The 25,851-nt window shown below is 48.5% G+C and carries 22 protein-coding genes; 11 read left to right on the forward strand and 11 right to left on the reverse strand.

Annotated features, from left to right (window positions below; translation table 11 throughout):
• Positions 1–15: 15 nt before the first annotated feature.
• A complete protein-coding gene (locus tag BQ2674_RS08705; protein WP_075571908.1) occupies positions 16–387 on the reverse strand; it encodes a DDE-type integrase/transposase/recombinase in 372 nt (123 codons plus the stop codon).
• 483 nt (positions 388–870) lie between these two features.
• On the opposite strand from BQ2674_RS08705, the gene BQ2674_RS00335 reads away from it, so the two are divergent.
• From BQ2674_RS00335 to BQ2674_RS00365, 7 genes are all read left to right on the forward strand, one after another.
• A complete protein-coding gene (locus BQ2674_RS00335; RefSeq protein WP_075571909.1) occupies positions 871–1,554 on the forward strand; it encodes an NYN domain-containing protein in 684 nt (227 codons plus the stop codon).
• Positions 1,555–2,041: 487 nt separating this feature from the next.
• The gene (gene thiS, locus BQ2674_RS00340) at positions 2,042–2,239 is read left to right on the forward strand and encodes a sulfur carrier protein ThiS (RefSeq protein WP_235828773.1); all 198 of its coding nucleotides are present in this window, start codon (positions 2,042–2,044) and stop codon (positions 2,237–2,239) included.
• 44 nt (positions 2,240–2,283) lie between these two features.
• The gene (locus BQ2674_RS00345) at positions 2,284–3,051 is read left to right on the forward strand and encodes a thiazole synthase (protein WP_075571910.1); all 768 of its coding nucleotides are present in this window, start codon (positions 2,284–2,286) and stop codon (positions 3,049–3,051) included.
• 12 nt (positions 3,052–3,063) lie between these two features.
• Positions 3,064–4,227 carry a 2-iminoacetate synthase ThiH gene (gene thiH, locus BQ2674_RS00350; RefSeq protein ID WP_075571911.1) on the forward strand — a complete coding sequence of 388 codons (1,164 nt, stop codon included), beginning with the start codon at positions 3,064–3,066 and terminating at the stop codon, positions 4,225–4,227.
• Between the two features lie 11 nt (positions 4,228–4,238).
• Entirely contained in the window at positions 4,239–4,868 is a 630-nt protein-coding gene (gene thiF / locus BQ2674_RS00355; protein WP_075571912.1) for a sulfur carrier protein ThiS adenylyltransferase ThiF, read from the forward strand.
• Positions 4,869–5,069: 201 nt separating this feature from the next.
• Positions 5,070–5,663: a thiamine phosphate synthase gene (locus BQ2674_RS00360; protein WP_075571913.1), complete on the forward strand. Its 594-nt coding sequence runs from the start codon at positions 5,070–5,072 to the stop codon at positions 5,661–5,663.
• A 198-nt stretch (positions 5,664–5,861) separates the two neighbouring features.
• On the forward strand, positions 5,862–6,071 hold the full coding sequence (locus BQ2674_RS00365) for a hypothetical protein (RefSeq protein ID WP_075571914.1): 210 nt from the start codon (positions 5,862–5,864) through the stop codon (positions 6,069–6,071).
• Positions 6,072–6,139: 68 nt separating this feature from the next.
• On the opposite strand, the gene sdaAA is transcribed toward BQ2674_RS00365, so the two are convergent.
• From sdaAA to BQ2674_RS00405, 9 genes are all read right to left on the reverse strand, one after another.
• Positions 6,140–7,021, reverse strand: a complete 882-nt coding sequence (gene sdaAA / locus BQ2674_RS00370; RefSeq protein ID WP_075571915.1) for an L-serine ammonia-lyase, iron-sulfur-dependent, subunit alpha — start codon at positions 7,019–7,021, stop codon at positions 6,140–6,142.
• 9 nt (positions 7,022–7,030) lie between these two features.
• Positions 7,031–7,690 carry an L-serine ammonia-lyase, iron-sulfur-dependent subunit beta gene (gene sdaAB, locus BQ2674_RS00375; RefSeq protein WP_075571916.1) on the reverse strand — a complete coding sequence of 220 codons (660 nt, stop codon included), beginning with the start codon at positions 7,688–7,690 and terminating at the stop codon, positions 7,031–7,033.
• Positions 7,691–7,703: 13 nt separating this feature from the next.
• Entirely contained in the window at positions 7,704–11,336 is a 3,633-nt protein-coding gene (gene addA, locus BQ2674_RS00380; protein ID WP_075571917.1) for a helicase-exonuclease AddAB subunit AddA, read from the reverse strand.
• Positions 11,323–14,721 carry a PD-(D/E)XK nuclease family protein gene (locus tag BQ2674_RS00385; RefSeq protein WP_075571918.1) on the reverse strand — a complete coding sequence of 1,133 codons (3,399 nt, stop codon included), beginning with the start codon at positions 14,719–14,721 and terminating at the stop codon, positions 11,323–11,325. Before BQ2674_RS00385 ends, addA begins: the two co-directional genes overlap by 14 nt.
• An 83-nt stretch (positions 14,722–14,804) precedes the next feature.
• Entirely contained in the window at positions 14,805–14,969 is a 165-nt protein-coding gene (locus tag BQ2674_RS08380; protein WP_159427191.1) for a hypothetical protein, read from the reverse strand.
• Positions 14,970–14,981: 12 nt separating this feature from the next.
• Positions 14,982–16,217, reverse strand: a complete 1,236-nt coding sequence (locus BQ2674_RS00390; protein WP_075571919.1) for an FprA family A-type flavoprotein — start codon at positions 16,215–16,217, stop codon at positions 14,982–14,984.
• 109 nt (positions 16,218–16,326) lie between these two features.
• Positions 16,327–17,532: a hypothetical protein gene (locus tag BQ2674_RS00395; protein ID WP_075571920.1), complete on the reverse strand. Its 1,206-nt coding sequence runs from the start codon at positions 17,530–17,532 to the stop codon at positions 16,327–16,329.
• 28 nt (positions 17,533–17,560) lie between these two features.
• The gene (locus BQ2674_RS00400) at positions 17,561–18,220 is read right to left on the reverse strand and encodes a hypothetical protein (protein ID WP_075571921.1); all 660 of its coding nucleotides are present in this window, start codon (positions 18,218–18,220) and stop codon (positions 17,561–17,563) included.
• The gene (locus tag BQ2674_RS00405) at positions 18,220–19,878 is read right to left on the reverse strand and encodes a DUF2157 domain-containing protein (RefSeq protein WP_075571922.1); all 1,659 of its coding nucleotides are present in this window, start codon (positions 19,876–19,878) and stop codon (positions 18,220–18,222) included. The genes BQ2674_RS00400 and BQ2674_RS00405 overlap by 1 nt, the downstream gene beginning before the upstream one ends.
• A 217-nt stretch (positions 19,879–20,095) precedes the next feature.
• On the opposite strand from BQ2674_RS00405, the gene BQ2674_RS00410 reads away from it, so the two are divergent.
• The 4 genes from BQ2674_RS00410 to BQ2674_RS00425 all read left to right on the forward strand — a co-directional run bounded on the left by BQ2674_RS00410 (position 20,096) and on the right by BQ2674_RS00425 (position 25,343).
• Positions 20,096–20,854, forward strand: a complete 759-nt coding sequence (locus BQ2674_RS00410) for a glycosyltransferase family 2 protein (protein WP_075571923.1) — start codon at positions 20,096–20,098, stop codon at positions 20,852–20,854.
• A gap of 28 nt (positions 20,855–20,882) precedes the next feature.
• Entirely contained in the window at positions 20,883–21,944 is a 1,062-nt protein-coding gene (locus BQ2674_RS00415; protein ID WP_075571924.1) for a glycosyltransferase family 4 protein, read from the forward strand.
• 106 nt (positions 21,945–22,050) lie between these two features.
• On the forward strand, positions 22,051–23,268 hold the full coding sequence (locus BQ2674_RS00420; protein WP_159427192.1) for an O-antigen ligase family protein: 1,218 nt from the start codon (positions 22,051–22,053) through the stop codon (positions 23,266–23,268).
• 317 nt (positions 23,269–23,585) lie between these two features.
• A complete protein-coding gene (locus BQ2674_RS00425) occupies positions 23,586–25,343 on the forward strand; it encodes an LTA synthase family protein (protein WP_235828774.1) in 1,758 nt (585 codons plus the stop codon).
• A gap of 58 nt (positions 25,344–25,401) precedes the next feature.
• Here the strand turns inward: BQ2674_RS00425 and tnpA are convergent.
• Positions 25,402–25,851: IS200/IS605 family transposase (gene tnpA, locus BQ2674_RS00430; RefSeq protein ID WP_143696382.1), on the reverse strand; the 450-nt coding region annotated here is incomplete at its 5' end.

A 25,851-nucleotide genomic window follows, 5' to 3' on the forward strand; every position in this document is an offset into this window, starting at 1 on the left:
TACCATACCTTGGGATTATCCAATACTCAATATGTTGGTTACGTTTTTGAGAGGGAGAGAGCCGGCCGAGCACCTTTGTGGGAAATTGTTGGAGCGAAAGAGATAGCGCTTCATCCGGATCTGTAGGTCATCAAGAGAGTAAAATTTGAGAACGCGTTTTTTAGCAAGGTGAGTGAACTCAGCGCCGTTATCGGTTTGAATGATCTTCGGCAGATACCCGAAGTGAGCGATCGCCCGGCGGATGAAGTCGCATGTAGAATAGCTCGATTGCTCCTCATAGGCGTAGATAAAGCGCTCCCTTTCAGCCTCGTCAAGAGCCATGTATTGGAAGAAGTGTCTATCCTCGTCTGCCGTGTAACAAGCAGCAGGCACATGCTTACCATCCATTTGCCATTTCTTACCGAGGTCCGAGGGTGCGTCATAATGCTGCGGGGTATAAGGCTGTTGGGAGGAAGAAGCCTTTTTACAAAAGCCAAGACGCTGAAATACGCGAAAGAGAGCGCCCAGATGTCGTGAATAGCCTTTTTGTATCTTGAGCGATGGTCTACAAAGTCTTTGACTATTTCATAGATAACTTGTTCTGTCATTGTTAACTCAACCTTTCTCATAGGTACCTCCTTATGTGTCTTATGGAGATACTATAGTAAACTTTTAACAGGGTGACAATTTCATTTGCGTTTCCCCTATGACAATATCATTTGTGTTTCATAATAACGCAGACTGACGCCGAAATATACTTGACATTTTAAGACTAAGGAATTAAAATAAATACACAAATTAATTTGCTAATAGTGTCCTTGGTTGTAAGCCGTCCCCTAATATGGATTTGGCCGAACCCAAGGACTTTTATTTTATATAGGAGATGATCAGATGAAAGTAGCGATTTTAGTAGATGGCGGTTTTTATCGTCAAAGGGCGCAAGCATGTAAAGGTGTTAAAACAGCTGAAGAAAGGGCAGACGAGTTAATCGAATATTGCCATCGACATCTTTATGAGCGCTCTAAAAAAGGGAAAAACAAGTATCAACATCAGCTATATCGTATCTTTTATTATGACTGCCCACCCATGCGAAAAACCGTATATCATCCTCTTACACGGGAAAATATAGACTTTGCAAAAACGGACCTATACGAATGGACAATAAAATTTTTCGATGAGCTGAAAAGAAAAAGGAAGGTAGCTTTGCGATTGGGTAAGCTGGCCGACGAACAGGCACATTTCAATATCAGACAAGACATGTTGAGGAAGGTTTTAAATGGTTCCAGAACACTGAATGATTTAACGAAAAACGACTTTTGTATCAATGTTGAGCAAAAAGGCGTTGATATGAAAATCGGCATTGATATTACATCACTAGCTTTTAAAAAACAGGTCGAAAGAATAATCTTGATTTCCGGTGATAGTGACTTCGTACCGGCTGCAAAACAAGCACGGCGGGAAGGAATAGATTTTATTCTTGACCCTCTTTATAATCATATAAAACCTGACCTGTACGAACACATTGACGGTCTGTATACTTGCGATTCTGACTATAGACCGAAAGAAAGTACTTAAAACTCAAAAAAAAATATTGACAAGAGTCCTTTAATTCTGATATATTCTAGCCATTACAAAAACCGAATATCGGTTTTATCGGACGCGCGTCTTCGGACAAGCGTCTTAATTTTTTATACGGACTCTGGCACAAAGCCGGAGTCTTTTTCATTATTGACAATTTATTTTTGCCTGTTGTAAGATATTGTTACAGAAAAAAAACTTCATGTTTTTGCGGGAACAGTATCGAAAGATATTGTTCCTATTTTTTTGCCTTTATCAGCTCCTACCTAAATGGAAAGAGAGCAACTATTACTGCGGTTCCTTTTTGTTTTTCTTATACCTTTTAATTATAGGCTCGCCTTCTTTATGCCGTTGTTCATAATTGCCATTCAGTCCATTATATCTTATACTTTATATAGAGTGAGTCCGTAGTCCAGGTCACACGAAGGGGTACACCACCGTCGGTGTATTTTTTCGTGTGGCTTTTTTTATGAACGGAGGTGTAATGTTGATAAAAATTAACGGTCAACCCTTATTTGAAACGGAGATTTCCTTGGGAAGATACTTGGATGACAAGGGTTATAACCGCCTGCGGATTGCCGTAGAACGAAACGGAACGATTATCCCGAAAAGCGCCTATGATACGACGCTCCTTCAAGATAAAGACACCGTTGAAATCGTACAGTTCGTCGGCGGCGGCTGATACCGAATAGGCAGGCTGATACCATTACAAGGAGGCTTTATAGTATGAAAAATGATCCCTTACTCTTAGGCGGCCGTGAATTTACATCCCGCTTCATTCTCGGCTCCGGCAAATATTCGGTCGCCCTCATCGATGCAGCCGTTGAAGAAGCCGGTGCGGAAATCATTACGCTTGCCCTGCGCCGGGCCGAAGCCGGGGAAAAAGACAACATTATGGAACATATTCCCGAAACGGTTACGCTCCTGCCCAATACGTCGGGAGCGCGCAACGCCGATGAAGCGATCCGTATTGCGCGCCTGTCCCGTGAAGTCGGCTACGGCAGCTTCATAAAAATAGAAATCATGAGCGACACGAAATATCTCTTACCCGATAACAATGAAACGATTAAGGCTACGGAGATCCTTGCCAAAGACGGCTTTGTCGTCCTGCCCTACATGTATCCCGACTTATACGCCGCCCGGGCGCTCGTCTCGGCAGGGGCTGCAGCCGTTATGCCCTTAGGTGCGCCCATCGGTACCAACAAGGGACTGTGTACGAAAGAGTTCATTAAAATTCTCGTTCGGGAAATCGACCTGCCTGTCATCGTCGACGCCGGCATCGGCCGCCCGTCGCAAGCATGTGAAGCCATGGAAATGGGTGCGGCCGCCATCATGGCTAATACGGCCGTCGCCACGGCCGGCAATGTTCCCTTAATGGCCCGTGCCTTTAAAGAAGCCGTCCGTGCCGGCAGAAATGCCTACCTGGCCGGTCTCGGCCGCATTAAAGAAGAGGCTGCCGCGTCCGATCCGCTTACCGGTTTTCTCGATTCGTAGAAGGAGGCCATAATGAGTACAACAAGAACGGACCACATGAAATATCTGCCCCACATGGACATCTTGTCATCAGGCATGCTCGATGACGTGCTCCTTTACCGCAATGCTTTTCACAACGAAGATTATACGGGCCGTGACGTACGGTCGGCCCTGCAAAAGGATGACCTTTCGCCGCACGACTTTATGGCCCTTCTCTCTACGGCGGCCCTTCCCTTCCTGGAAAAAATGGCACAAAAAGCCAAAACCGTTACAAGGGAGCACTTCGGCAATTCCGTCGCCCTGTTCACGCCCGTTTATTTTGCCAATTACTGTGAAAATCACTGCGTCTACTGCGGTTTTAACTCGCACAATAATATTAAACGGGCCCGCCTGACGGAAGAAGAGCTCCATACGGAATGCCGCAGCATTGCATCTACGGGGCTGGAAGAAGTTCTCATGCTGACCGGTGAAAGCCGCCGCATGTCCGATGTCGAATACATCGGCAAAGCCGTCAAAATTGCACGTTCCTACTTCCGGGTTATCGGCCTGGAAATATATCCGGTCAATGTGGCCGAATACAAATACCTGCATGACTGCGGCGCCGACTATGTAACGGTATTTCAGGAAACATACAACTCCGACACCTATGAGAAGCTGCACCTGGCAGGCTCCAAACGCATCTTCCCCTACCGTTTCTACGCGCAGGAACGGGCTATTTTGGGCGGCATGCGCGGTGTCGGCTTCGCGGCGCTTCTCGGCCTCGACGATTATCAGCGCGATGCCGTTGCAACGGGCATACACGCCGCCCTTTTGCAGCGTAAATATCCGCATGCGGAAATTGCCCTCTCCTGTCCGCGCTTGCGTCCGATTATCAATAACGACAAAATCAACCCGAAAGACGTCGATGAACGGCGCCTGGTACAAATTATCTGCGCCTATCGCCTCTTTCTCCCCTTCGCTTCCATTACGGTTTCCAGCCGTGAAAATGCACGTTTTCGCAATAATATCATCAAAATTGCGGCTACAAAAATCTCTGCCGGTGTCTGCGTCGGTATCGGCGCGCATTTAGATGCGGAAGGTACCGAAAAAGGGGACGAACAGTTTGAAATTTCGGATAATCGCTCTTTCAGCGAAGTGTACGCAGCTGTAAAAGATGCGGGCATGCAGCCCGTAACAAGTGATTATATTTTTGTCTAACAGGTTTCGCCATGACCATACGAAAAGAAGAAATAGAAGAAATGCTCCGCCTGCGCCATACGCCGCAAGTGCACGACAAACTCAAAAATGCCGTCGTCGCCGTCATCGGACTGGGCGGACTGGGTTCGAACATAGCCGTACAGCTTTGCCGCTGCGGCATCGGCGAGCTCCACCTATTCGACTTCGACCGAGTCGACCTGAGCAATTTAAACAGGCAGTCCTATTACGTGGAAGACCTGGGCCGCCTGAAAACGGAAGCCTTGGCGCGGCAACTGAAGCGCATCAATCCCTATACGGTTGTAAAGACGACAAGCGTCCGCTTGGACGAAGGCAACACGCAGCGTCTGCTGCAGGGTTACAAGGTCATTATAGAGGCTGTCGATACGGCAGAGACAAAGGCCATGCTGGCAAACGTCATTCTCGCCGAATGCCCCGACACCTATCTTATTTCCGCTTCCGGCATGGCCGGCTACGGCAAGAGCAATAATATTCGCACAAAAAAAATAGGGGAGCACTTTTATATCTGCGGTGATTTTACACAGGAAGCCTTGCCGGGAAGAGGCCTCATGGCTCCGCGCGTCGCTCTCTGCGCGGCTCATGAAGCCAACCTGGTACTGGAACTCCTTATCGACCGGTTATAAGGACAAATTTTATTTGTAATTTTCATGTATATATTTTTTCATAACAGCCGTCTCTTTACTTTTCAACATACATCTAACGCATACTCTCATTGACTACGCTTACGCATTGCGGTATAGTAATAATTGTAATAATTCATTCGTGTTATTTGTTATAGTTATTGTTTAGCCCTATTATAGGGCGTCGTAATGTATTAGGAGATTATGATGAGAAAAGTCATTGCCATCACAAACAGACACCTTGTCCACAGGGATTATTGGGATCAATTGGAACAAATTGTATCCTCTCCTGTAGAGTCTCTCATTCTCCGTGAAAAAGATTTAACGGAAGATGAGTATGTTAATTATGCAAGGAAAGCATTACAATTATGCAATTTGCGAGGTAAGCAATGCGTGCTGCATAATTTCGGACGCGTTGCCGTGCGCCTGCATATTCCTCACTTCCAGTGTTCTCTCGACTATTTAAAGACGCACACGTCCATCAGCTATTATATGGCGACGCTCGGCGTTTCCGTCCACACGCCGGAAGAAGCACATGAAGCGGAAAAGCTCGGCGCAACTTACGTCATTGCGGGACATGTCTTCCCGACACCGTCCAAAGCGGCCTATGAGCCTATCGGCGTGCCGACGGTAAAGGAAATCTGTAAGGCCGTCTCCGTTCCGGTTTATGCCTTGGGCGGAGTCAATCCGAGTACGGTGGAAAAATTAAATAATATTCCCGTCAAAGGCGTAGCCTTGATGTCGGGTCTCATGAAGAGTAACGATATTTCTTCTTACGTAACAAGTCTGCAAGGATAATCGAGACCAATGAATGATAATATGACTTCTTTTGAATAAAGAGAAGTCATATTTTAATTTATCAAAATAATGCCTATACGGAATATATAGTAGTTACACGTTAACTGCTTGTCAAGATACCGAATTTATTGTAGAATATACGCATAGAAAAACCAATATATAGTAGCCTGTTGACGAAAATTGCGAGGGATGCTTATTATGAAAACAAGATGCGTCGAGTTGAGCCGTTTGGAAAGCGAATTGCTTCGTGAATATATTCCTGTTGCCGCCGTCAAACCGCTCCCGGCAAGCTTGTGTCGTTCTATCTACCGCCGTTTGGAGGGATTACCGGTCTTTGAGGCCGGTGAACTTTCTATAAGTGCGACAGTACCGAGCCGTCATGTGCGGATAACCGACATCGTCAATTAATAAGGACATGCAAGTTCCCTATTCGGAGGATCCTCCGAATAGGGAACTTTTGTTTTATCCTCATATCCTTAAATCGCATTTTCCGTAAGTCGTTTCGTAATTTCCATACCCGTCCTGGTCTTCGCCAGGCCACCTTCCGCCGTCTCTTTTAAAGCCACAGGCATATTCCTCCCGATGCGGTCCATTGCTTCAATGACTTCATCCGGCGGAATAACGCTCTTTATGCCGGCCAAGGCCATTTCAGCCGCCGTTACGGCCATTACGGCGTACACACCGTTACGCTTAACGCAGGGTACTTCCACCAGGCCGGCAACGGGATCACAGGCAAGGCCCAAGGTATTTTTCATACATAGGGCAAAGGCGTGTAAAATCTGCTCGTTCGTACTGCCGGCCAATTCGGCAACGGCAGCTGCCGCCATGGCTGCAGCCGAGCCGCATTCGGCCTGACAGCCGCCGACAGCGCCGGCAACGGACGCATTGCGTGCCACGACGGCACCTATTCCGGCCGCAGTAAAAAGGGGACGCAGACATTCTTCATCGCTTTTTCCCAGTATCTCTGCCGCCGCAATCAGGGCTGCCGGCAAAATCCCGCACGAGCCGGCGGTCGGGCAGGCGACGATCTTGAACATCTTGGCATTGGCCTCATTGATGGCAATGGCATAGGTTGCCGCCTTATGCGGCAAGGGACCGAGCAGGCGCGCACCGGCAGCTTCCAGTTTAGCCGCATCACCGCCGACGAGGCCGCTGACGGATTTTTCCGTATCCGCCAACCCCGAACGGATGGATTCGCGAAAGACGGCGAGCCGTGCCGCCATAAGCTCATGTACGTCCGCTTTGGTCCGTTCGGTCGTCTCCGTCTCGTGTCGTAAAACGACCTCCGACAGACCTACTCCGTAGCGCTCCGCCAGTTCGGCAAGGTCGCTTAATGTTTTATATTCATACTGATACATATCTTTCTCCTATAAAGGTAACATGGCAATAACATTGCTTATACCGTCTATTTTTTTTATTTCCTCCACCATTTCCGCCGGCACGGGACTGTCCGTGCTGAGAATCATAACGGCATTTTCATTCTTGCCGCTGCGAAAGACGCGCATGGTTGAGACGTTAATATTATCTGCCGCGAGGATACCGGACACGCGGGAAATAATACCGGGCTTATCGCGGTGAAAGGTCATGAGCGTATGCTCTTCCCCTGTCACGAGAACATCAAAGCCGTCGATTTCGCGAACTTCTATTTTACCGCCGCCGAGGGATACGCCCACAACCTCCACCGTCCTGCCGCTTTTTCCGGTTAAACGGATGCGTACCGTATTGGGATGAGCCACTTCGGCGTCCGACGTTTTTAAAAGGATTTTCACCTGCCGCTCGGCAGCTATTTCAAAGGAGCGGCGCAGTCGCACATCGTCGGCGCCGAACCCCAGTATGCCCGCTACAAGCGCCTTGTCCGTGCCGTGTCCCTTATAGGTTTTCGCAAAAGAACCGTAAACCGTAATTTCCGCTTCTGCCGGTTCTTCATGAAAAATATGGCGCGCCGTCAATCCGATACGGGCAGCCCCGGCCGTATGAGAGCTGGAGGGTCCGATCATGACGGGGCCGATAATATCAAACATGCTCATAGTCTTGCTCCTTCTACATTATAATCTCTTTTCGCAGGTACGAACTGTATATGATTACTTCACGTACCTTCTCGCCGCTCATTTGCTCGACCGCACGCTTGTATAAGCTCAACTGCACACCGTAGCGTGCGCGAAAATCCGCTTCCTCGGTCAGTCGGTCCGTTTTATAGTCCACAATGACCCAAGTGTTTTCTTCTTTAAAAAGGCAGTCTATAACGCCCTGTATCAGTATTTCTTCACCTTTCACGTCGGCATATATGCGGCTGCTGTCCAAGAGCAGCGTAAACGGATATTCCCGATGCACTTCAATTGAAGCGGCAATACGCCGGGCAAGGGGAGAAGCGGCAAAAGCCGAAACGGCGGCGGTTGGCAGAATTCTATTTTCTTCAGCTGTCAATATGCCCTGCTCTGCCCACAGGCGGCGCCGTTCTTTTAACAAGTCCGCCGTCACGGGACGGCTCAGGTCCAAATGTTGCATGACCTTGTGAAAGACCGTACCTGCAAAGGTTCCGCCCTTTTCCTGCCGCTCCGTCTCCAGCCAGGACGGACCGGCTTGAAAGACATCCTCTTCTTCCGCCTGCAATCGTATGAGCGCGGCCGACTCTTCATCACGGTTTTCTTCTTGCATGCGTCGTTTAATCTCGGTTACGGAAAGCTTTGCCGTCATCACCGTCGCAGCCCCGTAGGGATACTGCCAGGATAAGTTCGCTTCAAGCCAAGCCGGAACGGCCGTACGGGTTAACCGGTTTTCCCGTACGCAATGAAGGCGATCGTCACTGTCACCGCTCGTCTCGGGCTGCGATTCGCCTGCCGTAATACTGCGCAGGGCAACATGCCAGATGCCGCACGGATGAAATACCGCTTCCGCCGTTGCCGCCGTACCTTGCAGCGCTTCACTGCCCGGTGCGGACATGACGACGGGCATAATCCAATCCAGGTACGATTCTCCCGCTTCGGGACGCGGCTCGCCGCACCATCGTTGCAAGCGCTGTGCCAAGGATTCCGCCTGGCTGCCGGCACGCCCCTTGGGCGTACCCACAATGATGAGCAGATTTTTAGCACGCGTCATGGCTACGTAGAGCAGCCGTTCTTCTTCAGCTTTATTCTCCTGCAAAGTCCGTTCCTTAATACCGTTCCAAACAAGGGTAGGCCAGGTCATGCGCCATTTGGCATCATATTCTTTTATACCTATGCCCAGATCCTTATGGAAGAGGACGGCTTCCTGCGTATCCTTTTTATTAAAGCCCTTTTCCGTATCGGCCAGGAAGACAACGGGAAATTCCAGCCCCTTGCTCTTGTGAATGGTCATGATGCGCACGACGTTCTCACCCTCGCCGAGAATAGCCGGCGGCGCTAAGTCAACACCATTTTGCTTCATTTTTTCAATAAATTTCAGAAAACGGAAGAGACCGTGGAAGCCGGCGCCTTCATATTGTCGCGCGCGCTCATACAACGCTTCCAGGTTGGCCTGCCTGAGGGCACCGTTTCTCATGCCCCCCACATAGTCGAAATACAGTGTATCATCATAAAGGCGTTCCAACAACTCGGCCACGCCCGCACGGCGACTGAAAGTGCGCCATTCATCCATTTGCTTACAAAAACGAGTGAGTATATCTTGCCGCCGACCTGTAACTCCGGATCTGACATAGGCGCGTACACAGTCCCACAAATACCCTTCGCCGGACAGCCGCAGCTCCGCCAAAGCGGTCTCATCCAGTCCGACCATGGGCGAACGCAGGACGGCGGCCAGCGGAATGTCCTGGCACGGATTGTCAATACACATGAGCAGAGACGTAACGAGGCGGACTTCCATGACATCAAAATAACCGCCCTTCTGTTCGGCATAGGCGGGAATACCCGCCGCCTGCAGCGTCGCAAGCAAGATATCGGACTTACGCGCCGCAGACCGAAGGAGGACTGCCATATGCCTGTACTGCAGTATTTTTTCCTCTCCATTGGGCTCTACGTACGTCGCCCCCGATTCGATAAGCTCGCTTATACGGCGACTGATGCAAATGCATTGGCGCGCAAAATCATCTGCGTCTTCCTGTTCTTCATCATCCGCCACGACAGATGCGGTACCCCGCTCCAACAAATGCAGCTCCACCCGCCCCGGAGCGCCGTCACTTCTGCCTATATATAATTTTTCCCGTTCGCCGTAGGTCATCCCTCCGGCCGCTTCCGTCATGGCATAGGCAAACACTTCATTTACGGCATTAATGACGGCAGGTGTGCTGCGGAAATTACATGACAAATCAATGCACCGATCTGCTGCCGCCGCGTTGCGTCCATAAGCAGCGTATTTTTTCATAAAAAGAGAGGGGTCTGCAAGTCGAAAACGATAAATACTCTGCTTAATATCGCCGACCATAAATTTATTGTGTCCGTTGGAAATGAGGTTTGTAATGAGCTCCTGCACACCGTTTGTATCTTGATATTCGTCGATAAGGATTTCTTTATACGTCTGCTGCAATTCAAAGGCCGCTTTAGACGGAACCGCCTCTTCTTCATTTGTACGAGGCTCCGTTAACACGGCCAGGCAGAAATGCTCCAAGTCGCCGAAGTCGAGCCAGTTTTTCTCTTTTTTCGCCGTCTTATAGGCCTCGTAAAAGTCTTTCGTCAATTCGGCCAGGCAGTGCATGACGGGCAGAGACTTACGAATACCGTCAAGCCACCGCTCTGCCGGAATAGCGAAATAAGCGCCTTGCAGCTTACCTACAGATGTCTTGACGCCGTTACGTCTCTCTTTGCATTCTTCCCAAAGTTCTTTTACGTGAGGAGCCAAATTCCGCAGCGCTTTTAGACGTCCAAAGTTCAGATCTGAAAGTTTTACCGCAAGGTCCGTCCACGTCCGGCATGCTGCGGCAGCTTCCACCATTTGCCGTTCCGCCGCAAAAAAGGGCCGCTGAGACTGCAGTTCCGGCTCACGATCAAGAACCCGCAACATTTCATCATATGCAACCGAACAGGAATTCAGCGCTGCTGCGGCGACGCTCATAATGGGCGCGGTCCACGGCAGTTCATCAATCGAGGCGCACGCGCTTCCTTCTTCATACTGCAGCACGGCATGATGCAGCCACTCGAGCGGCCAAGGCTGACTGCGAATATACTCGTATATCCTGCCGACGAGCTCCATAAGGCCGTCATCGCCGCGATCACTGCCGAAAATATCGGCTAAGAGAGCCAATTTTTTCGCTTTTTCCGAGTCTTCATAATAAGATAAGAACAGATCTTCCATGACGGACTGCTTCAAGAGCTCCAGCTCTTCCGTGCCGGCCACGGTAAACTGCGGGTCCAGGTCGATCGTATAAAAGTAGGTGCGAACGACATATTGGCAAAAGGCATGAAATGTGGAAATTTTTGCCGACGGCAAGAGGGCCAGCTGCCGCTCCGCATGACTGTCGTCCCGCTCCGCAAGAGCTGCCGTCAAGGCGGCACCGATGCGATCCCGCATCTCGCCTGCCGCCGCCTTCGTAAAAGTGACGACGAGGATTTCCGTAATATCGAGAGGCTCTTTTTTATCGAGAAGGCGTCGAATAATCCGTTCCACCAGGACAGCCGTCTTCCCCGATCCGGCTGCCGCCGAAAGGAGCAGATTCTGATTTCTGCTTTGTATAGCCTCTTCTTGGAACTCAGTCCACGCCATCTTCCGCCCCTCCTCTTTTCAACAGCTCCTTCATAATTTCTTCGGATGCCGTTTTTTTTGCAAAAGACCACCGATTGCCGTCGTCGGCAGTAACGTCGAAGCGACACACTGCCGCATACGGGCAATAGTCACAGGCTTTTCTTTCATTCTTCCGGCCCCACCGCGCCGGGCTGACAGTAATATGGCCGCCCGTCAGGCGGGAAGACAGGTCGACAATACGCTGCTCCGCCGTCCGTACCAGACCTTTCCAAGCGAGTTCGCTGTATATAGCCGCAGAATGTCTCAGCGTACCGTTCTTGTTGATGTGCAGCCCCGAAAACGGTGAAGATTCGACGATGGTGGCGTCCATAGCCTGCATGACGCCCGCATCATCCAAATAGAAGCCGCTCATTCTGCCGGCATTCATATAAGCAATTTTTTTCTCGTCCTCAGGCGGCTCCGTTTTGCAATTGTCTATATCGTTGCGCACATGACAATACACGGCCCCTGCCGGAACGCAGTCTCCGTCAAGGTTGTTAAGAGCCGTAGCCATATACATGATGAGCTGCAGTTCGAGCCCGTCATATATCTCCTGCAAGGTAACGGCTTTTCTGCCGGACTTATAGTCCATAATCAGGACAAATGTGCGCCCTTGCCGGTGTATGGTATCAATGCGGTCTATTTGTCCGTTTAATTGTACGGTTACGCCGTTAGACAAAATAAAGGCGGCGCCTTTCCAGTCACCTTTTTTACCGAACGGCTTTTCCAGGGCCGTAAGGGAAAATTCCGAAACACGGCTGAAGGCCTGCAAGTACCGCACAGTCCGTATCAAGGTGTCAACAAGGCGCTCCTTGATTTGCAGGAAATATGCGTCGGAGACAAGAATATTCCCGGCCGTGTTTGCCGCCAATTTCTCCGTCTCTTCACGGCACAGCACTTCTATTTCGTCATCGGTCAAATCACGCCACTGCCGGCCGGCAGCCAACAATCTTTCGCCGAGACCTCGCAACACGCCGTGCACAAGAGTACCGAAATCGGGTGCCGCAAAGGTGTATACGGGCCTTTCTCGGAGAACCAAAGCATACTGCGCAAAAAAAGCAAAGGGGCAGCGCCTATATTTTTCAAAAAGCGTTACGGACCCGCTCAATTTACGGTCATGCAGAAACAGGGCTGCCGTCAGCTTGGGCGGCAAGGGCTGTACACTGTTTTGATAAAAAAGCCCGGCCAAGCGTTTGCGCATATCCGTACCGTACCCGTGCGCAAGACCCCAATCATAGAGAGACCACCACAAATCGGCTACGGGCCCGCCTGTTAGGGCAGGCCGCAGCATAGCGGGCAAATAGTGAAAGGCCGACGGCGCGGCAACTAAAAACTCTTTTGCCCGCTCCGGTCGAACGCTGCCGTCTTCTTTCACGGTTTCCCGAACATATCCTTTTTTTTCAAGTTCCTTTATCCATGTCGACGGGATAAGTTCGGTACCGTCCTCATCAGCAAGAGCCCGCGTAAGATACAGTTCCTCTTCCGCTCGCGTCACGGCAAGGTAAAACAAAAAGCGCTCCTGAAAGGTGCGGAACCGGCTGTCCGGTCCGAGAGGCAATCCCGTTTTCTTCAAAGCCTGCCGCTCCCTGTCGTTTAAAATACCTTCTTCACCGTAATGCAGCGGAAAAACACCGTCATTCATACCGCAAACGAAAACGACGGGACTGCGCAGTGTATACCCCCTGTCGACAGTTGTAACCGTCACGTGATCCAAGGTCGGCGGAATGAGCGTAAAGTGAAGCTCTTCCAATCCTTCCGTCAGCAGCTTAACGAATTCCCGTCCCGTCACTATATCATGGCCGCACAGTTCAACAAGCCGTTCCAGGAGGAAGACAACTTTTTTCCACACCTGCTCGTGCTCCTTCGCATCCTCCTCCCGTCCTGCGGCAATCGCCTCCTTTTGCCACTCCGACAATCGCGCCGGTACGGCAACAGCCGCAAGCCACTGCCACAGAAGCGCAGCGAATACATGCAGCTCCGCCGTTTCTCCCTGCAGCCGCCGCAGCGGCGACAAGAGGGCGACTACACGCTGACGAATATCGTTAATATAGGTCAGATCATAGTTGTACGGGTGCAGCCCCTTCGGCAAATACTGCCAATCCCGCGCCTCTTGCCAACGGATGCCGCGAATACCGGCGGCAAGGCAATAATTTTCCAAATCATCCGCTTCGCGCCGCGTAAAGGGCATGAGATCCGTCTTTAAGAGGCGAAAGAGGGCATCTGTATTGCCCTTATTGTGTAATACCGTTTCCAAGACGGACGCAATCGCTTCCACGAGAGGATGCGCCTTCATGGGCCGACGGTAGTCGGTGAAACAGGGAATGTCATATTCCTTAAAAATACGCTCGCACAGCTGATTATACGGGTCACCTGAGCGGGATATGATCACTATATCCCGCCACCGCCGCCCTTGCCGCACGAGGCGTCGTACGGTCCTTGCCATATAATCGACTTCGATAGTTCTGTTTTTGCATTCTGCCGAGGTCAGTCCCGAAATCGGTCTCTCTAATTGTGTCGGCAACGTTTTAAAGAAAGCATCATGAAAGCGCTGCAGCTCACTTTGCCCTGCCCCGGTCACACTCACAAGGCGTACATCTGTAAAAAGTTCACAAATTTCCCGGTACGCTTCATAAGCTCTGTGATAAAGAGCCGTCTCCCGTGCCTGCCGCTCCGGCTGTTCCGGATCCATTGTCAAAGTGATGACCACTTCCGCCGCTGCGGTAACCACGCTCTTTAAAACGTGCAGTTGCTGCGGCGTGAACCACTGGAACCCGTCGACATAGACAACGGCATCCTGCAAGAACGTCGCTTGTCCCGCCTTTTCCGCAAGAGCCGTAAAGATGTCGCAGCTTGAGTCAAAGTGCTCCTGCAGATAGGCCTCATACCGGTCGTAGAGGAAAGCCGTATCGGCAATTTTACGCTGCAGCACACCTTCCGGCAAGGAACGGGCAATATCATTCAGTGCGTCCGCCGGGACGGCAAAAGAACGACATTCATTCAAAAACTTTGCCATCATGCCGGCAAAATTCGGTTGTTCCGCGGCCTGCCGTAAAGCCGTAAACTCCGTCAAGTTCTTGGCGGTAAGGCGATTCAAAACAATTCGTTTATCAAAATCGGAAAGAGATGCTTCGGCCATACCGCACTCTTGCAGCACCAGGTAGGCCAGACGGTTGAAACCGACGACGCGCGTGCCCATAAAGCCGCGGCCGGCCATATATTCGGCAAGGCGCCGTTCCGTGCTGTATGTGCCTTGGTCCGGCACGAGAAGCAGTGCTTTTTTGCTTGCCTGCTGCGCCGCTTTTATTTTATTAAAGCAGTATGTAGTTTTTCCGCTGCCCGCTTTTCCGAAAAGGACCGTAAGAGCCATATACAACGTCTCCTCTACACAGCATAACGTTTATTTTATTACTGTGTAAAAAGCCCCGGAACATAAATTCCGGGGCTTTTCCATTACAATTGTAAGCCTTCCTTTAATTTGGCAAAGATTTTTTCTTCTTCTTCCGTCAGCGGCCGGCCTAAGTCCACTTTCAATTCTTCCCCTTTGTTTTTTGCCTTATCCTGATTATGAAGGTCGCCGCTTTTCGCACTGTCGTCACGAATAATCACGTTTTTCACCCGGCTTTCCTATTAAATTAAAGTGTTCGGTTCGGCATAAGCCGCAACATCATCGGCAATTTCCTTGGCCATGGCATCAATAATCGCTTCCTGATCCGCATGAAGAGACGACTTCATATCTAAGGTAGTCGGGAAAAGTTCGCATTTCTTAAATACGTTTTCCACATAATTTACCATTTCTTTATGCGCTACGGACGACCACGAATGGCAGCCTAAAACGGCGATTTTGCGATTCTGGAAGGCCAAGGTTGCGAGGTCGTGCAGAAAGTTTTCCATCGGCAGGAACAGATTCAGGTTATACGTCGGCGATGCCAGTACCAAGTGGCTGTATTCCCAAACCTTGGCATTAATATAGGACGGGTGAACCTTGGACACATCGTAGAGATATACATTATTCACGCCAAGTTTGCTCAACTTATTGGCCAAAACGCAAGCAGCGCGGCTTGTATCACCATAAATGGATGCAAAGGCGATGATGACGCCCTTTCTTTCCGGTACGTATTGCGCCCAATGAAGGTACTTGTCGACAATATATTTGATCGTTTCAGGAGTACGGAATACAAGGCCGTGCAAAGGGCAAATATAGTCGATCTGCAAGGTCGCGGCCTTTTTCAGGACGTTCATAACCTGCATACCGTATTTACCGACAATATTGACGTAATAACGGCGTGCTTCATCCAAGTATTCTCCCTCATAGTTTACCTGGTCCGCATACACATTGCCGACGGTGCCGAACATACCGAAAGCATCGGCGGAAAAGAGAATTTTGTCGGTTGCATCATAGGTCATGAACACTTCCGGCCAATGAACCATAGGCGCCTTGACGAAAGTCAGCTTGTGTTTACCCAAGTCGAGCTGATCGCCGTCTCCGATGGGATGATAATTGGCTTTATAGTCTTCACTGTAGAACTGTTCGAAGAGCTTGAAGGTCTGTGCCTGGCCGACGATTTTTACATCAGGATACTTTTCAATGAGGGCCAGGGCGGAACTTGCATGATCCGGCTCCATGTGCTGAATAATAAAGTAGTCCAGTTTGCGGCCCTTCAAGAGATACGCCACGTCCTCCAAAAATTCGTCGCGGCAACTCTTGTCGATACCGTCGAGAACGCAGGTCCTTTCGTCATCAATAAAGTATGAATTATAGCTTACGCCGGCAGGAAGCGGAAAAATACGTTCAAACAAGGGAGTGACAAAGTCATTGCACCCCATCCAATAGACACCGTTTTTAATTTCTTCAACACTATGCATATGCGTCCTCCTTAGGTCTACACAACTTCATATTGAAATTCTATCCATTACTGTGTTCCTTATTGTATCATTTTTCAGACAAATAAGTAATATCCGGTAAAAAATAACCTCATCGTTTTTTCGTATTATTCCGCTCCGTCTCTTTGGCGTCACCGGACTTCTTCGTATCGCTTTTCTTCTTACGCTGTTTTTCAACCGCTTCTTTTTCTTTCGCTTCCGCACGAGACGATAACGACTCGGCCTCATTTGTAATGGTCGATATGACCTGCTTTACCACTTCCGTATCGGCATCACTCAAAGCCGTTTCCGAACCGAGAAGCTCCCGCGCCTGCCCGGCAATGGCCGCAGCTTCGCTCTTTACCTGAGAGACACTAAGCTTTCCGTTCTCATATTTCTGCTGCAGCGCATGAAGAGATTCCGTAATATCTTCGGCTTTCCTACGAATACGTGCAACAGCCGCATCGCTTTCCAGCTGCTTTCTTGCGGCCGTCTCTTTGGCCTTTCGGTCCTCTTCGTCCCGCAGCCGCTGTTCTTCCTGTTGCTGTTCGGAAATAGTACGCAACGTGTTGGCCGTAATATGTGTACCTTCATAGTATTCATAGGCCATATAGCCCAGGATAAAGAGGGGAATGAATAACAAGGCCACTTCAAAGCGGCGCAGGCGCACGGCCTTATCCCAATCACGGGTATATTTGCGGCGAAATTCCATGACGATAACGCTGAAGAAAATACATATGATGACAAATAAAAATGCGTAAATCGTCAATTTATGCCAAACCGTCGCCTGGAGCTTAATGGTTTGCGGTTTTGTGCCGGTGAGCCGCCACATGTAAGTTTGCCCCTGCACATCGGCGGCGGGGCTGTTACTTTTCACATCCGTACCGGCCGGAAAGGACACGATGTATTCCAAGTCGGCGCCGTTTTCAGGCATGGCTTTACCCAAACGCAAATAGCCGAGACTGCCGTCATTGTAAGTATAATCAATATAATACATGGTGCAAATAATACCGTCATGGGTCTTGTGCACGATTCGGTCAATAGAGCTCTTATTGGCGCCTTCACTGGTTAAGGTCCTCATGGCGCGAAAGCCCTTGCCGTTATTGTTGTCATAATCCATAACCGTATAATTGCGCTTCTGAAACTCGTCCGCGTCGGCTTCAAGCGCATCCTTATCCGACTCCGAAGCGGATACCTTCAAAATATCCTGCGTCTCGCTGCCGTCATCGTGAATAATCGTTTGCGATCTGAAGCCAGATAATAAGGCGAAAGCAAATATTAAAGCGGCTGTCAGCCCTATTTTTACATAAGGTTTCATTATGCCCTCTCTTTCCCTTACAGTTCTTTTACTCTTCCTTCGGCGGAACCATGGTGCTTTCTACTATGCGAATCTTAGGAGCCGTCCCCTTGGCATCGTCATGAGGCATACCCTGCAAAGCGGCACCTGTACTGCTCGCTTCCAAGGGAATGCCGTTAATATAAATTCCGTCAATAACACCGTCCCCTTTTTTAAGGCGCACATTGGCAATAACGCTGTCTCCTGCGGAAATATCGTAAATACCGTCTCTATATTCGGGCGCTACGCGATATCGGTCAAAGCCGACCTTGAACTGCACGCTCCTCGCTTCTTCATCGACGGCGACAACCTTCGCCTTCATATAATCGCTCCGATCCGCAGGCGGCGAGGCCGATGCACCGCGAACTTCCATAATACCCCGTGTATCCTGCCCGATGGCCACATATATTTCCTGACCCTTTACAGGCAAGGCCGTGTCATTCCAGACGGTTGTATCTTCCGGAAAAATAACCCGAATATAATCCGTACCGAAAGCGCTCATTTCCAGACGCAATACGCAGCGCCACTGGTAGGGAATACCGTCGACCGTAATATTATGCCAATGCCAACTGTAATAAAAGAGAAAGCCCAGTTGAATCAGGACGGTCATAATCAAAACCAAGTATACGCCGCCGGCTCCTACGGAAAAAGAGTTGCCTCTTATCTTCATTATTTTCCGCCTCCTTCATCAGCCCAAGGAGAGCGCATAGGCTCTTTCTTTTCTTTTTTGCTGTCCTTCCCGACACTTTCCCACGGGGACGTACCCGGCTTTCTTTCGGTTGCCTTTTCTTTCGGACGCGTTACTTTCTGCTGGGCTATAATAGGCACACTGTCGGGACTGTGGAAGACGGGCGGCACAAATTGTGACGGCTCCGTTTCTTTCGCTACGACAGTCGTTGCGGTCTCCGATTGGCGCATCCATTCAGGCATATCCGCCTCACGGCTCTGCAAGGAAGCCGGCTCCGCCTGCCGGCCCGCCTTGCCGCGATTCTTTCGCTTGCCGCCGCTGCGCACATCCGTAACGGTTCTGCCGCTGTGCGGCGTAACGGTACGGGCACGGCGCTTCTTTTGTATTTTGTCGATTTGCGTAATCACCAAAGCTGCAATGACAATAACCGTCACCGGTACAAAGGGCGAGAACGTGTTGCCCGCCACGACGGCAATAACGAGTATAACCAAGGCGCCGATACCCAGGCGCAGATGGTTGGCATGTCCCGGCCGGGTACCCTGGCCGACTTCATAAAAAGCTATAAACAAGGCATAGAGAAAGGAGAGTACCAATGGCAAGGATGAATATATGCCGCTGCGTACCAACAACGTTTCAACTCCCAGCAGCACGGGTATGCCCGTGTACAGAAGAGGTGCCCATAAACGTTTCTTTACACCTTTAGTGAAAAGGGCCGCTTCCACTGCGAAGATAACAATTGTAATCAATGTCGTGGACCAGTGAAATCCGGCTATATCGGCAATGCCGACCCAAACGGAAGGCACTGTAGAAATTATTAAAGCACCTATTGCCGCAATACGGCCGAACCAACGGAAAGGCGTACCGTACGCCTTGTGAATGTCAATGGAATAGCCCGTCAACATCATCAGTACGGCCAAGTTCCCCAAAACAAAGAAGGGAATATAATCACTTTCAACGATAACGACTGCAAAAGCCACAAAGACCCCGATCGTCATGAGCCAAGAAAACAGGGACAGGCGCACTTCATCACCGTGACGGAAAAAAACGCCATATGCCGGCAGAAGTGCAATCAACATGAGCCAAATAGAGCCCACCCCGAAGGGTGCGTTAAGCATGCCGCCCGTGCCGGCCCAAAACAGCAGAGACGCGACATACCAAACGGCTCCGCCGAGAGAGCGGAGCAAATACACGGCAGGCAACCCTAGAAGGGCGCCTACGGCAATATACGAAGACCTGTCGCCGCCGACATAAAAGGTCTGTTCCACGACGGCAAAGACGACAAAGATAATCAAATAATGGACAATGCAGGCAATTTCTCCGAATAATTGAGCCTGTTTTCGCTGTACGATACCGGCAAAAATACCGAGTTGAGAGAGAAAGAGCAAAACCGCTCCAAAGACCAGGCGTGCCGTCATGGATACGGCATACCACACGTGTGCAACACCCCAGACGGCACCGATTGTCGCTAAAGTGAATCCGATTACAAGCAGGAGAATCCCTAAGGGCAACTCCAAAAAAGACACGGCCTTTTCTCTACTGTATCGCACTTTCAGTTCTTGCCGCGCATTTTCAGAAATAAGCCCTTCTTCGGCAAGAGAATCAATTTCCCTGTGCAGCCATTCTTCGGACTTTTTTATCATAATTACACTACTCCCTAAGACATGACTATATCAATCCAACATAGTAAACCTAATTTATCTATATCAGTATATCATAAAACCCCGACAGTCCAAACAAAAAGGCCATTTCCTTCATTAAAATATTATTCTGCCTCCGTATATGGTATAATTCCATTGATACACAGGATATATTACATATATTTTTACCGCACGACCGATATCATCGACAGGAGATCATATGAGCTCGCTTTCCGTGATTATACTTGCAAAAAATGAAGAAAAAAACATCGGTGACTGCATCAAATCGGCAAAATTCGCTGATGAAATACTCATAATCGACGATTACAGCACGGACTCGACCGCATCTATTGCGAAAACATTAGGCGCACGCGTTGTAGAACACAGCCTTAACAACAGTTGGGAATCACAAAAGAACTTTGCCATTTCTATCACAACCGGTGAATGGATATTCTTTTTGGACGCCGATGAGCGTATTTCCTCCAATTTGGCAGACGAAATCAGCAAAATTGTCCAAAATAACACCTATATTTGCGGCATTATCCGGCGGTATAATCAATTCCGCCATTATACGGCTACTCACGGCTCCGTACGCCCCGATAAGGTATTGCGTCTCTGCCCAAAAAAGGGAGCTCATGTAGTGGGGCGTATACACGAGCAGCTGGAAGCGCCTTATGAAGAAAAAGTGCTGAGCGGGAAATTATATCATCGTACTTATGAAAACTGGGAGCAGTATTTCAGAAAATTCAATCAATATACATCTCTTTTAGCCCAGCAATATGTGGAACAGAAAAAAACGATCCGTTTTGTGTCCCATATTTTACTTCGGCCGCTTTGGGCGTTTATCAAAATATATCTAATCCAAGGCGGCTTCAGAGATGGAAAAATAGGCTTTGTTCTCTCTATGAACCATGCCTTTTACACGTTTACCAAATATGTAAAAGCCTATTACCTTTACCGCAGTGACGGCGAATTATGATTTACGGCAAAAGCAAGGACAACATCATATGACGATGATAAATATTATGGGTGCCTCTCTCTGGGGCGGCGGCGAACAATATGTATACGATGTATGCGATGAGTTGACATCTCGCGGCATAGAAAACTATGTCTTAGTTGATGAACACAACAGGCTTTTTATGGAGCGCATGCGGCCCGTCAGTCATATCGTGCCGCATAATTTACAAAAATGGAAGGGCTTCATGAACATTCGCACTCTTGCCCGCACCCTAACAAAATTGGGGATAACTGTAATTTGCTGTCATTCCGGTAAGTACGTATTATTAAGCATTGCCTTAAAAAAGCTGGTTGGCTGTAAATTGCTATTCTTCAAGCACAATGTAATCCCTTATAAAACCGATATCTATCATCGCTGGATTACATCACAAGTAGATGCGTTTATCTGTGTATCACAGCTCGTCTATGATAAACAAACGGTCCCTGCACGCACGGACAAGTTTCATATGGTCTATAACGGTGTTAATCCCCGCCGCTTTGCAAAAAATACGACAGCCACAAAGGACACCGACTTTTTCACCTTAGGGTATGCAGGCCGTATAAGGGAGAATAAGGGTGTTTATGACTTAATTGATGCTGCCGTTATACTGCACAAACACTATCCTGCTGTCAGGCTCTTTCTCGCCGGTCACGGTACGCCACAAGCCCTCGCGGCGTTGCAAAATCACATTGCCGCCAGCCGAGCGGAAAGCTTCGTGCAGTACCGCGGTTTTTACGAGCATATAGAGCTTTTTTATAAAGACTTGGACATACTGGTTCTCCCTTCTAAAGTAGCGGAAGCATTCGGTCTGGTCTTATGTGAAGCCATGTATCTGGGTATTCCCGTTTTAACGAGCAGATCCGGTGCGCAAACTGAAATTATTGAGGATCATAAAAACGGCTACATTATTGCCTCTGTAAACGCGACCTCTTTAGCGCTTAAAATAAAAGAAATTTACGAAAATAAAGAGTACTTGCCTGCCGTCATAGAGAACGGAAAGAAAACTGTCGCTTCCCGCTTCATGATCAATGAAACAGTAAATAAGATAAAAGAAATTATAAATCATCTTTAAACAGCCTAAGATAAGACCGATATTTTTTTGCTGTAAAATGTCTGAAAAATAACTGATGACGGCAACTGCATACAGTTCGCCGTTCTTCTTTTCCGGGAGCTTATGTATGAAAGAAAATACAATGCTTGTACGGGTATTGGCTATTACTATTGCCCTAACGGTTTCTCTCTCCCGTTTATCTATGGCGGTCGGAGAAATATGCAACGGTATTGCCTTGGCAATAGGGATATATTTATTTTACAAAATGAGAAAAACCGTCCATATCCCGAAGAAAACGAAGGGATATTTAAAAGCCTATACCGTCTTCGTATTATCTACCTTGCCGGCAACGCTTTTGACCGGCAACATAACCGTCGGCATGCACGAATTTCTGCAAATGTGGCTTTGGCGGTTTTGTCCGTTCTTGCTCATTTTGCTGTTTATCCGCAAACGGCATTACCTAATCAACATGTTGACACTATTTACGGCCGTCTTCGGCATCGACTGCTTTGTCACCTTAATCCAGGTCGTCTATCACTTGGGAAATAACGATCGCGGTTGGGGCTTGGGCGGCAGTCAGTTGGGCATTGCCGGGCTCATTTGCATGATGCTCCCTTTTGTTCTCGTCATGCTCTACGAACCTTCTATAGAAAAACGGCTGAAATGTATCTCTCTGATTACGCTGTTTTGTATTATTATCGCCTTATTTTGTAACAAGAGCCGCGGCGCCTGGCTGACTTGCCTCATTACGCTCCCCCTTACGGCAGGCCATTATCTTATACGGCAAAAGAAAAAAATCGTTCTTTCTCTTTTGTTGCTCCTCGTCTTCGGCGGTATTATGATTTCACAGCCCGAATATAACGCACGCTTCCGCTCTATTACCAACACAACGACGGACCGTTCCAACAGCGACCGCATTTGGACTTGGGCCTCCAGCCTGGACATGTTCGAAGATAGGCCTCTTACGGGCGTAGGCCTGGGGCAGTTCAGGTTCCATTATGACAACGGATACAGATATGCGCAGGAAACGCAGCACCTGAGCCATGCGCATAATAACTTCTTCCATCTTTTGGCGGAAACGGGAATTATCGGTTTTCTCGGCCTTCTCTATTGGCTTTCCTACTTTTTATGCGCTTCATTAAAAGCCTACCATAAGAAAAAAAATCCTTATGATTTACTAATATTCACTACTGTTTTAAGCTATATCGTACTCTTCGGTCAGGTAGAATACACTCTTGATATGTCGGCAAATATGCGTATTTTCTGGTTTCTCTTAGGTTGCCTTCTGCAATTGAAAGTAATTTCCCCGCCTTCACCGAGACCGATAAAAGTGCTGCAAACATAACTTCATTTTTTAGTATAACGGGAGTGTACAACGTGTTTACTCTATTTTTTCAATCTGTACAGCAGGATATAAAGTTATTCTTATTTTTTCCGATTTTATGCGCTCTCTTTCGTGCCGTATTCATAAAAGTATATAGCCCGTATGACACGCTCCGCGGCAAAGGGAAAGTTATTTGGCATTGCTTCCGCTACGGCTTTTGGTGGGGTATGGACTTTAACGCCTATGTGTTTTTACTGCCCATGCTCTTACTGTCCGTGCCGACAGCTTTTTTCCCTTCCCTATACGCTTGGGGGAATACCTTGCGCTTAGGCGCAGCCATGATATATGCTTTCATCTTATACGCCGCCTTTGTGGGCAAAATGATTTTTTACAATCACTTTCACACGACGTATAACCATATACTGCGCTTAGCCGAAAAGGCGGAAAAGCATAACCTCCTGGACATATTTTTCCATCAGGATCACGGTGTCTTAATTCTGCTGGCTCTCATTCCGTACATGGCAGGCTGCTTCTTCACAGTCTCCTTTTTTCTGAATCTACCCAGTCTTCCCTATCCGCCCTTTCTCTCCGGTCCAATTTATTATCTCTTTAACACACTGCTTTTTCTTGTTCTTATTTTAGGTTTTTATTGGTTCCGCTACGGAGGTACGCTCAGTCATGATGACAAGCCCGAATGGGATACTATCCCCAGCATCGTCAAAAAAGATACATTCTTCGCCAAGGCCACTGTCGATGATTTAGTTGCTCTGGAGCAGGTAAAAAAGCATAAACTCAATGAAGCCTATACACATACGGACGAAGAAGATTTAAATTCGCTGAACGTACTGTTGCCCCCTAATTCACCACATTTGAAAAGTGGTGACAATCCGCTGTACTGTTTTAAAAAGATCGCTGCAGGCCCCAGAATAGCCAAACCGTCGCACATATTCCTTATTGTCGGAGAAAGTTACTTACAACAATTATTCGACCCGGCCTATGCGTGTCTCCACGTCGCCGACGGCGGTAAACGATGGCTGAATCATGACCACACCGCCTCCTTAAAAAACTCACTCTCTGCCGGTATTATTTCACGACCGTCTATTGTCAGTCTCATGTCGGGCATTTTTGACGCGGGCCTCGAATTAAATGAAAAGGAAGATTTTTGGAAAGGCACCGTCCCTACGTCACTGCCGCTGCAGCTGAAAAAGCTGGGCTATCGTTCCATTTATTGGTATGGCGGCAATGTTACGTACGGCAACTTCAACCAGTTTGCTCCGGCCTGCGGCTTTGACAAGGTCATGACTGCCACGGACTTCTGCGGGCCGTCAGCACCGAAAACATGGGTTGGTGTTTATGATAACATCTATCTGGAAAAGGCAACTCAGTTAATTAGAGAACAGTATACGGAAACGCCGGAATTTCATATGATTTACACTACGTCCTACCATGGGCCGTTTAAAATGAATCTAAAAAAATACGGCTACGATCCGGAAGCCGTAATGGCCGAGGCACCGGATGACATAAAGAAAAATAAAAGTCTCCAACAGAATCTCGGTACTTTCGGGCTTTCCGATCGAGCTGTCGCCGACTTTATGGATAAGATGATAAAAGAATGGCCGGACAGTTTATTTGTCGTAACGGCCGACCACGCTATTGCTATGACTCCCCTCGAAAACACCTCTTTAATGAAGCGGGAGTGTTCCATTCGCGAACGCCATTGTCCGGTCTTCATGTTCCATCACAAGGACATCGACCAAAGCTTGTTTACGGGCAATACAATTGGCAGTCACATGAACATTATGCCAACTGTATTGGAACTCATTGCCCCTGAAGGTTTTATATATTATTCCTTATTTACTTCTCTTACCGAACCTATTGACCATGTCGTAAGCCCCTACCACTGGTTGCGGCCGGACGGCTACGGCACGTATGAAAGTGATATATATCAACCGTTGGGTCCCGATTATACAGAATCAGATATTCTGGAAGGATCTCGACCGTATATGGATGAACAACAGGCGTGGAAAAACCTTAGCGGCTATATACTGCGCCACCCGGAGCTCTTGCAACCTTTTGACAAGCTATATTTAGAATAATTATAATCACATCACTGTTACTGGCAGCCCCCTACTCGGGGGCTCTTTCTTTGCCTACTTATGTACTCTTCTTACCCGTAAACGGGTCTACATACTCTTTGAAATCCAACGTGTCCTGTGCTATATCTTCCTGCAGTTGTTGTCGGATATAGGTTTTTATCGCACCTTCGTATTTTCCTACCGTGTCCACATAGTACCCCCGACACCAAAAATGTCTATTGCCATACTTATATTTTAAGTTTGCATGTTTATCAAATATCATTAAACTGCTCTTACTTTTTAGATATCCCATGAAACCGGATACACTTAGATGTGGTGGTATTGTCACCAGCATGTGGATATGATCCGGACAACATTCTGCTTCCAGTATTTCTACGTGCTTCCGGGTGCACAACTCCCGCAATATTTTTCCTATATCCACCTTTATGGTCCCATATATAGCTTGTCTTCTATATTTGGGCGCAAATACGATATGGTATTTGCATCTCCATTTACTGTGTGATAAGCT

The organism is Megasphaera coli (assembly GCF_900095855.1).
GTDB lineage: Bacteria > Bacillota > Negativicutes > Veillonellales > Megasphaeraceae > Megasphaera > Megasphaera massiliensis_A.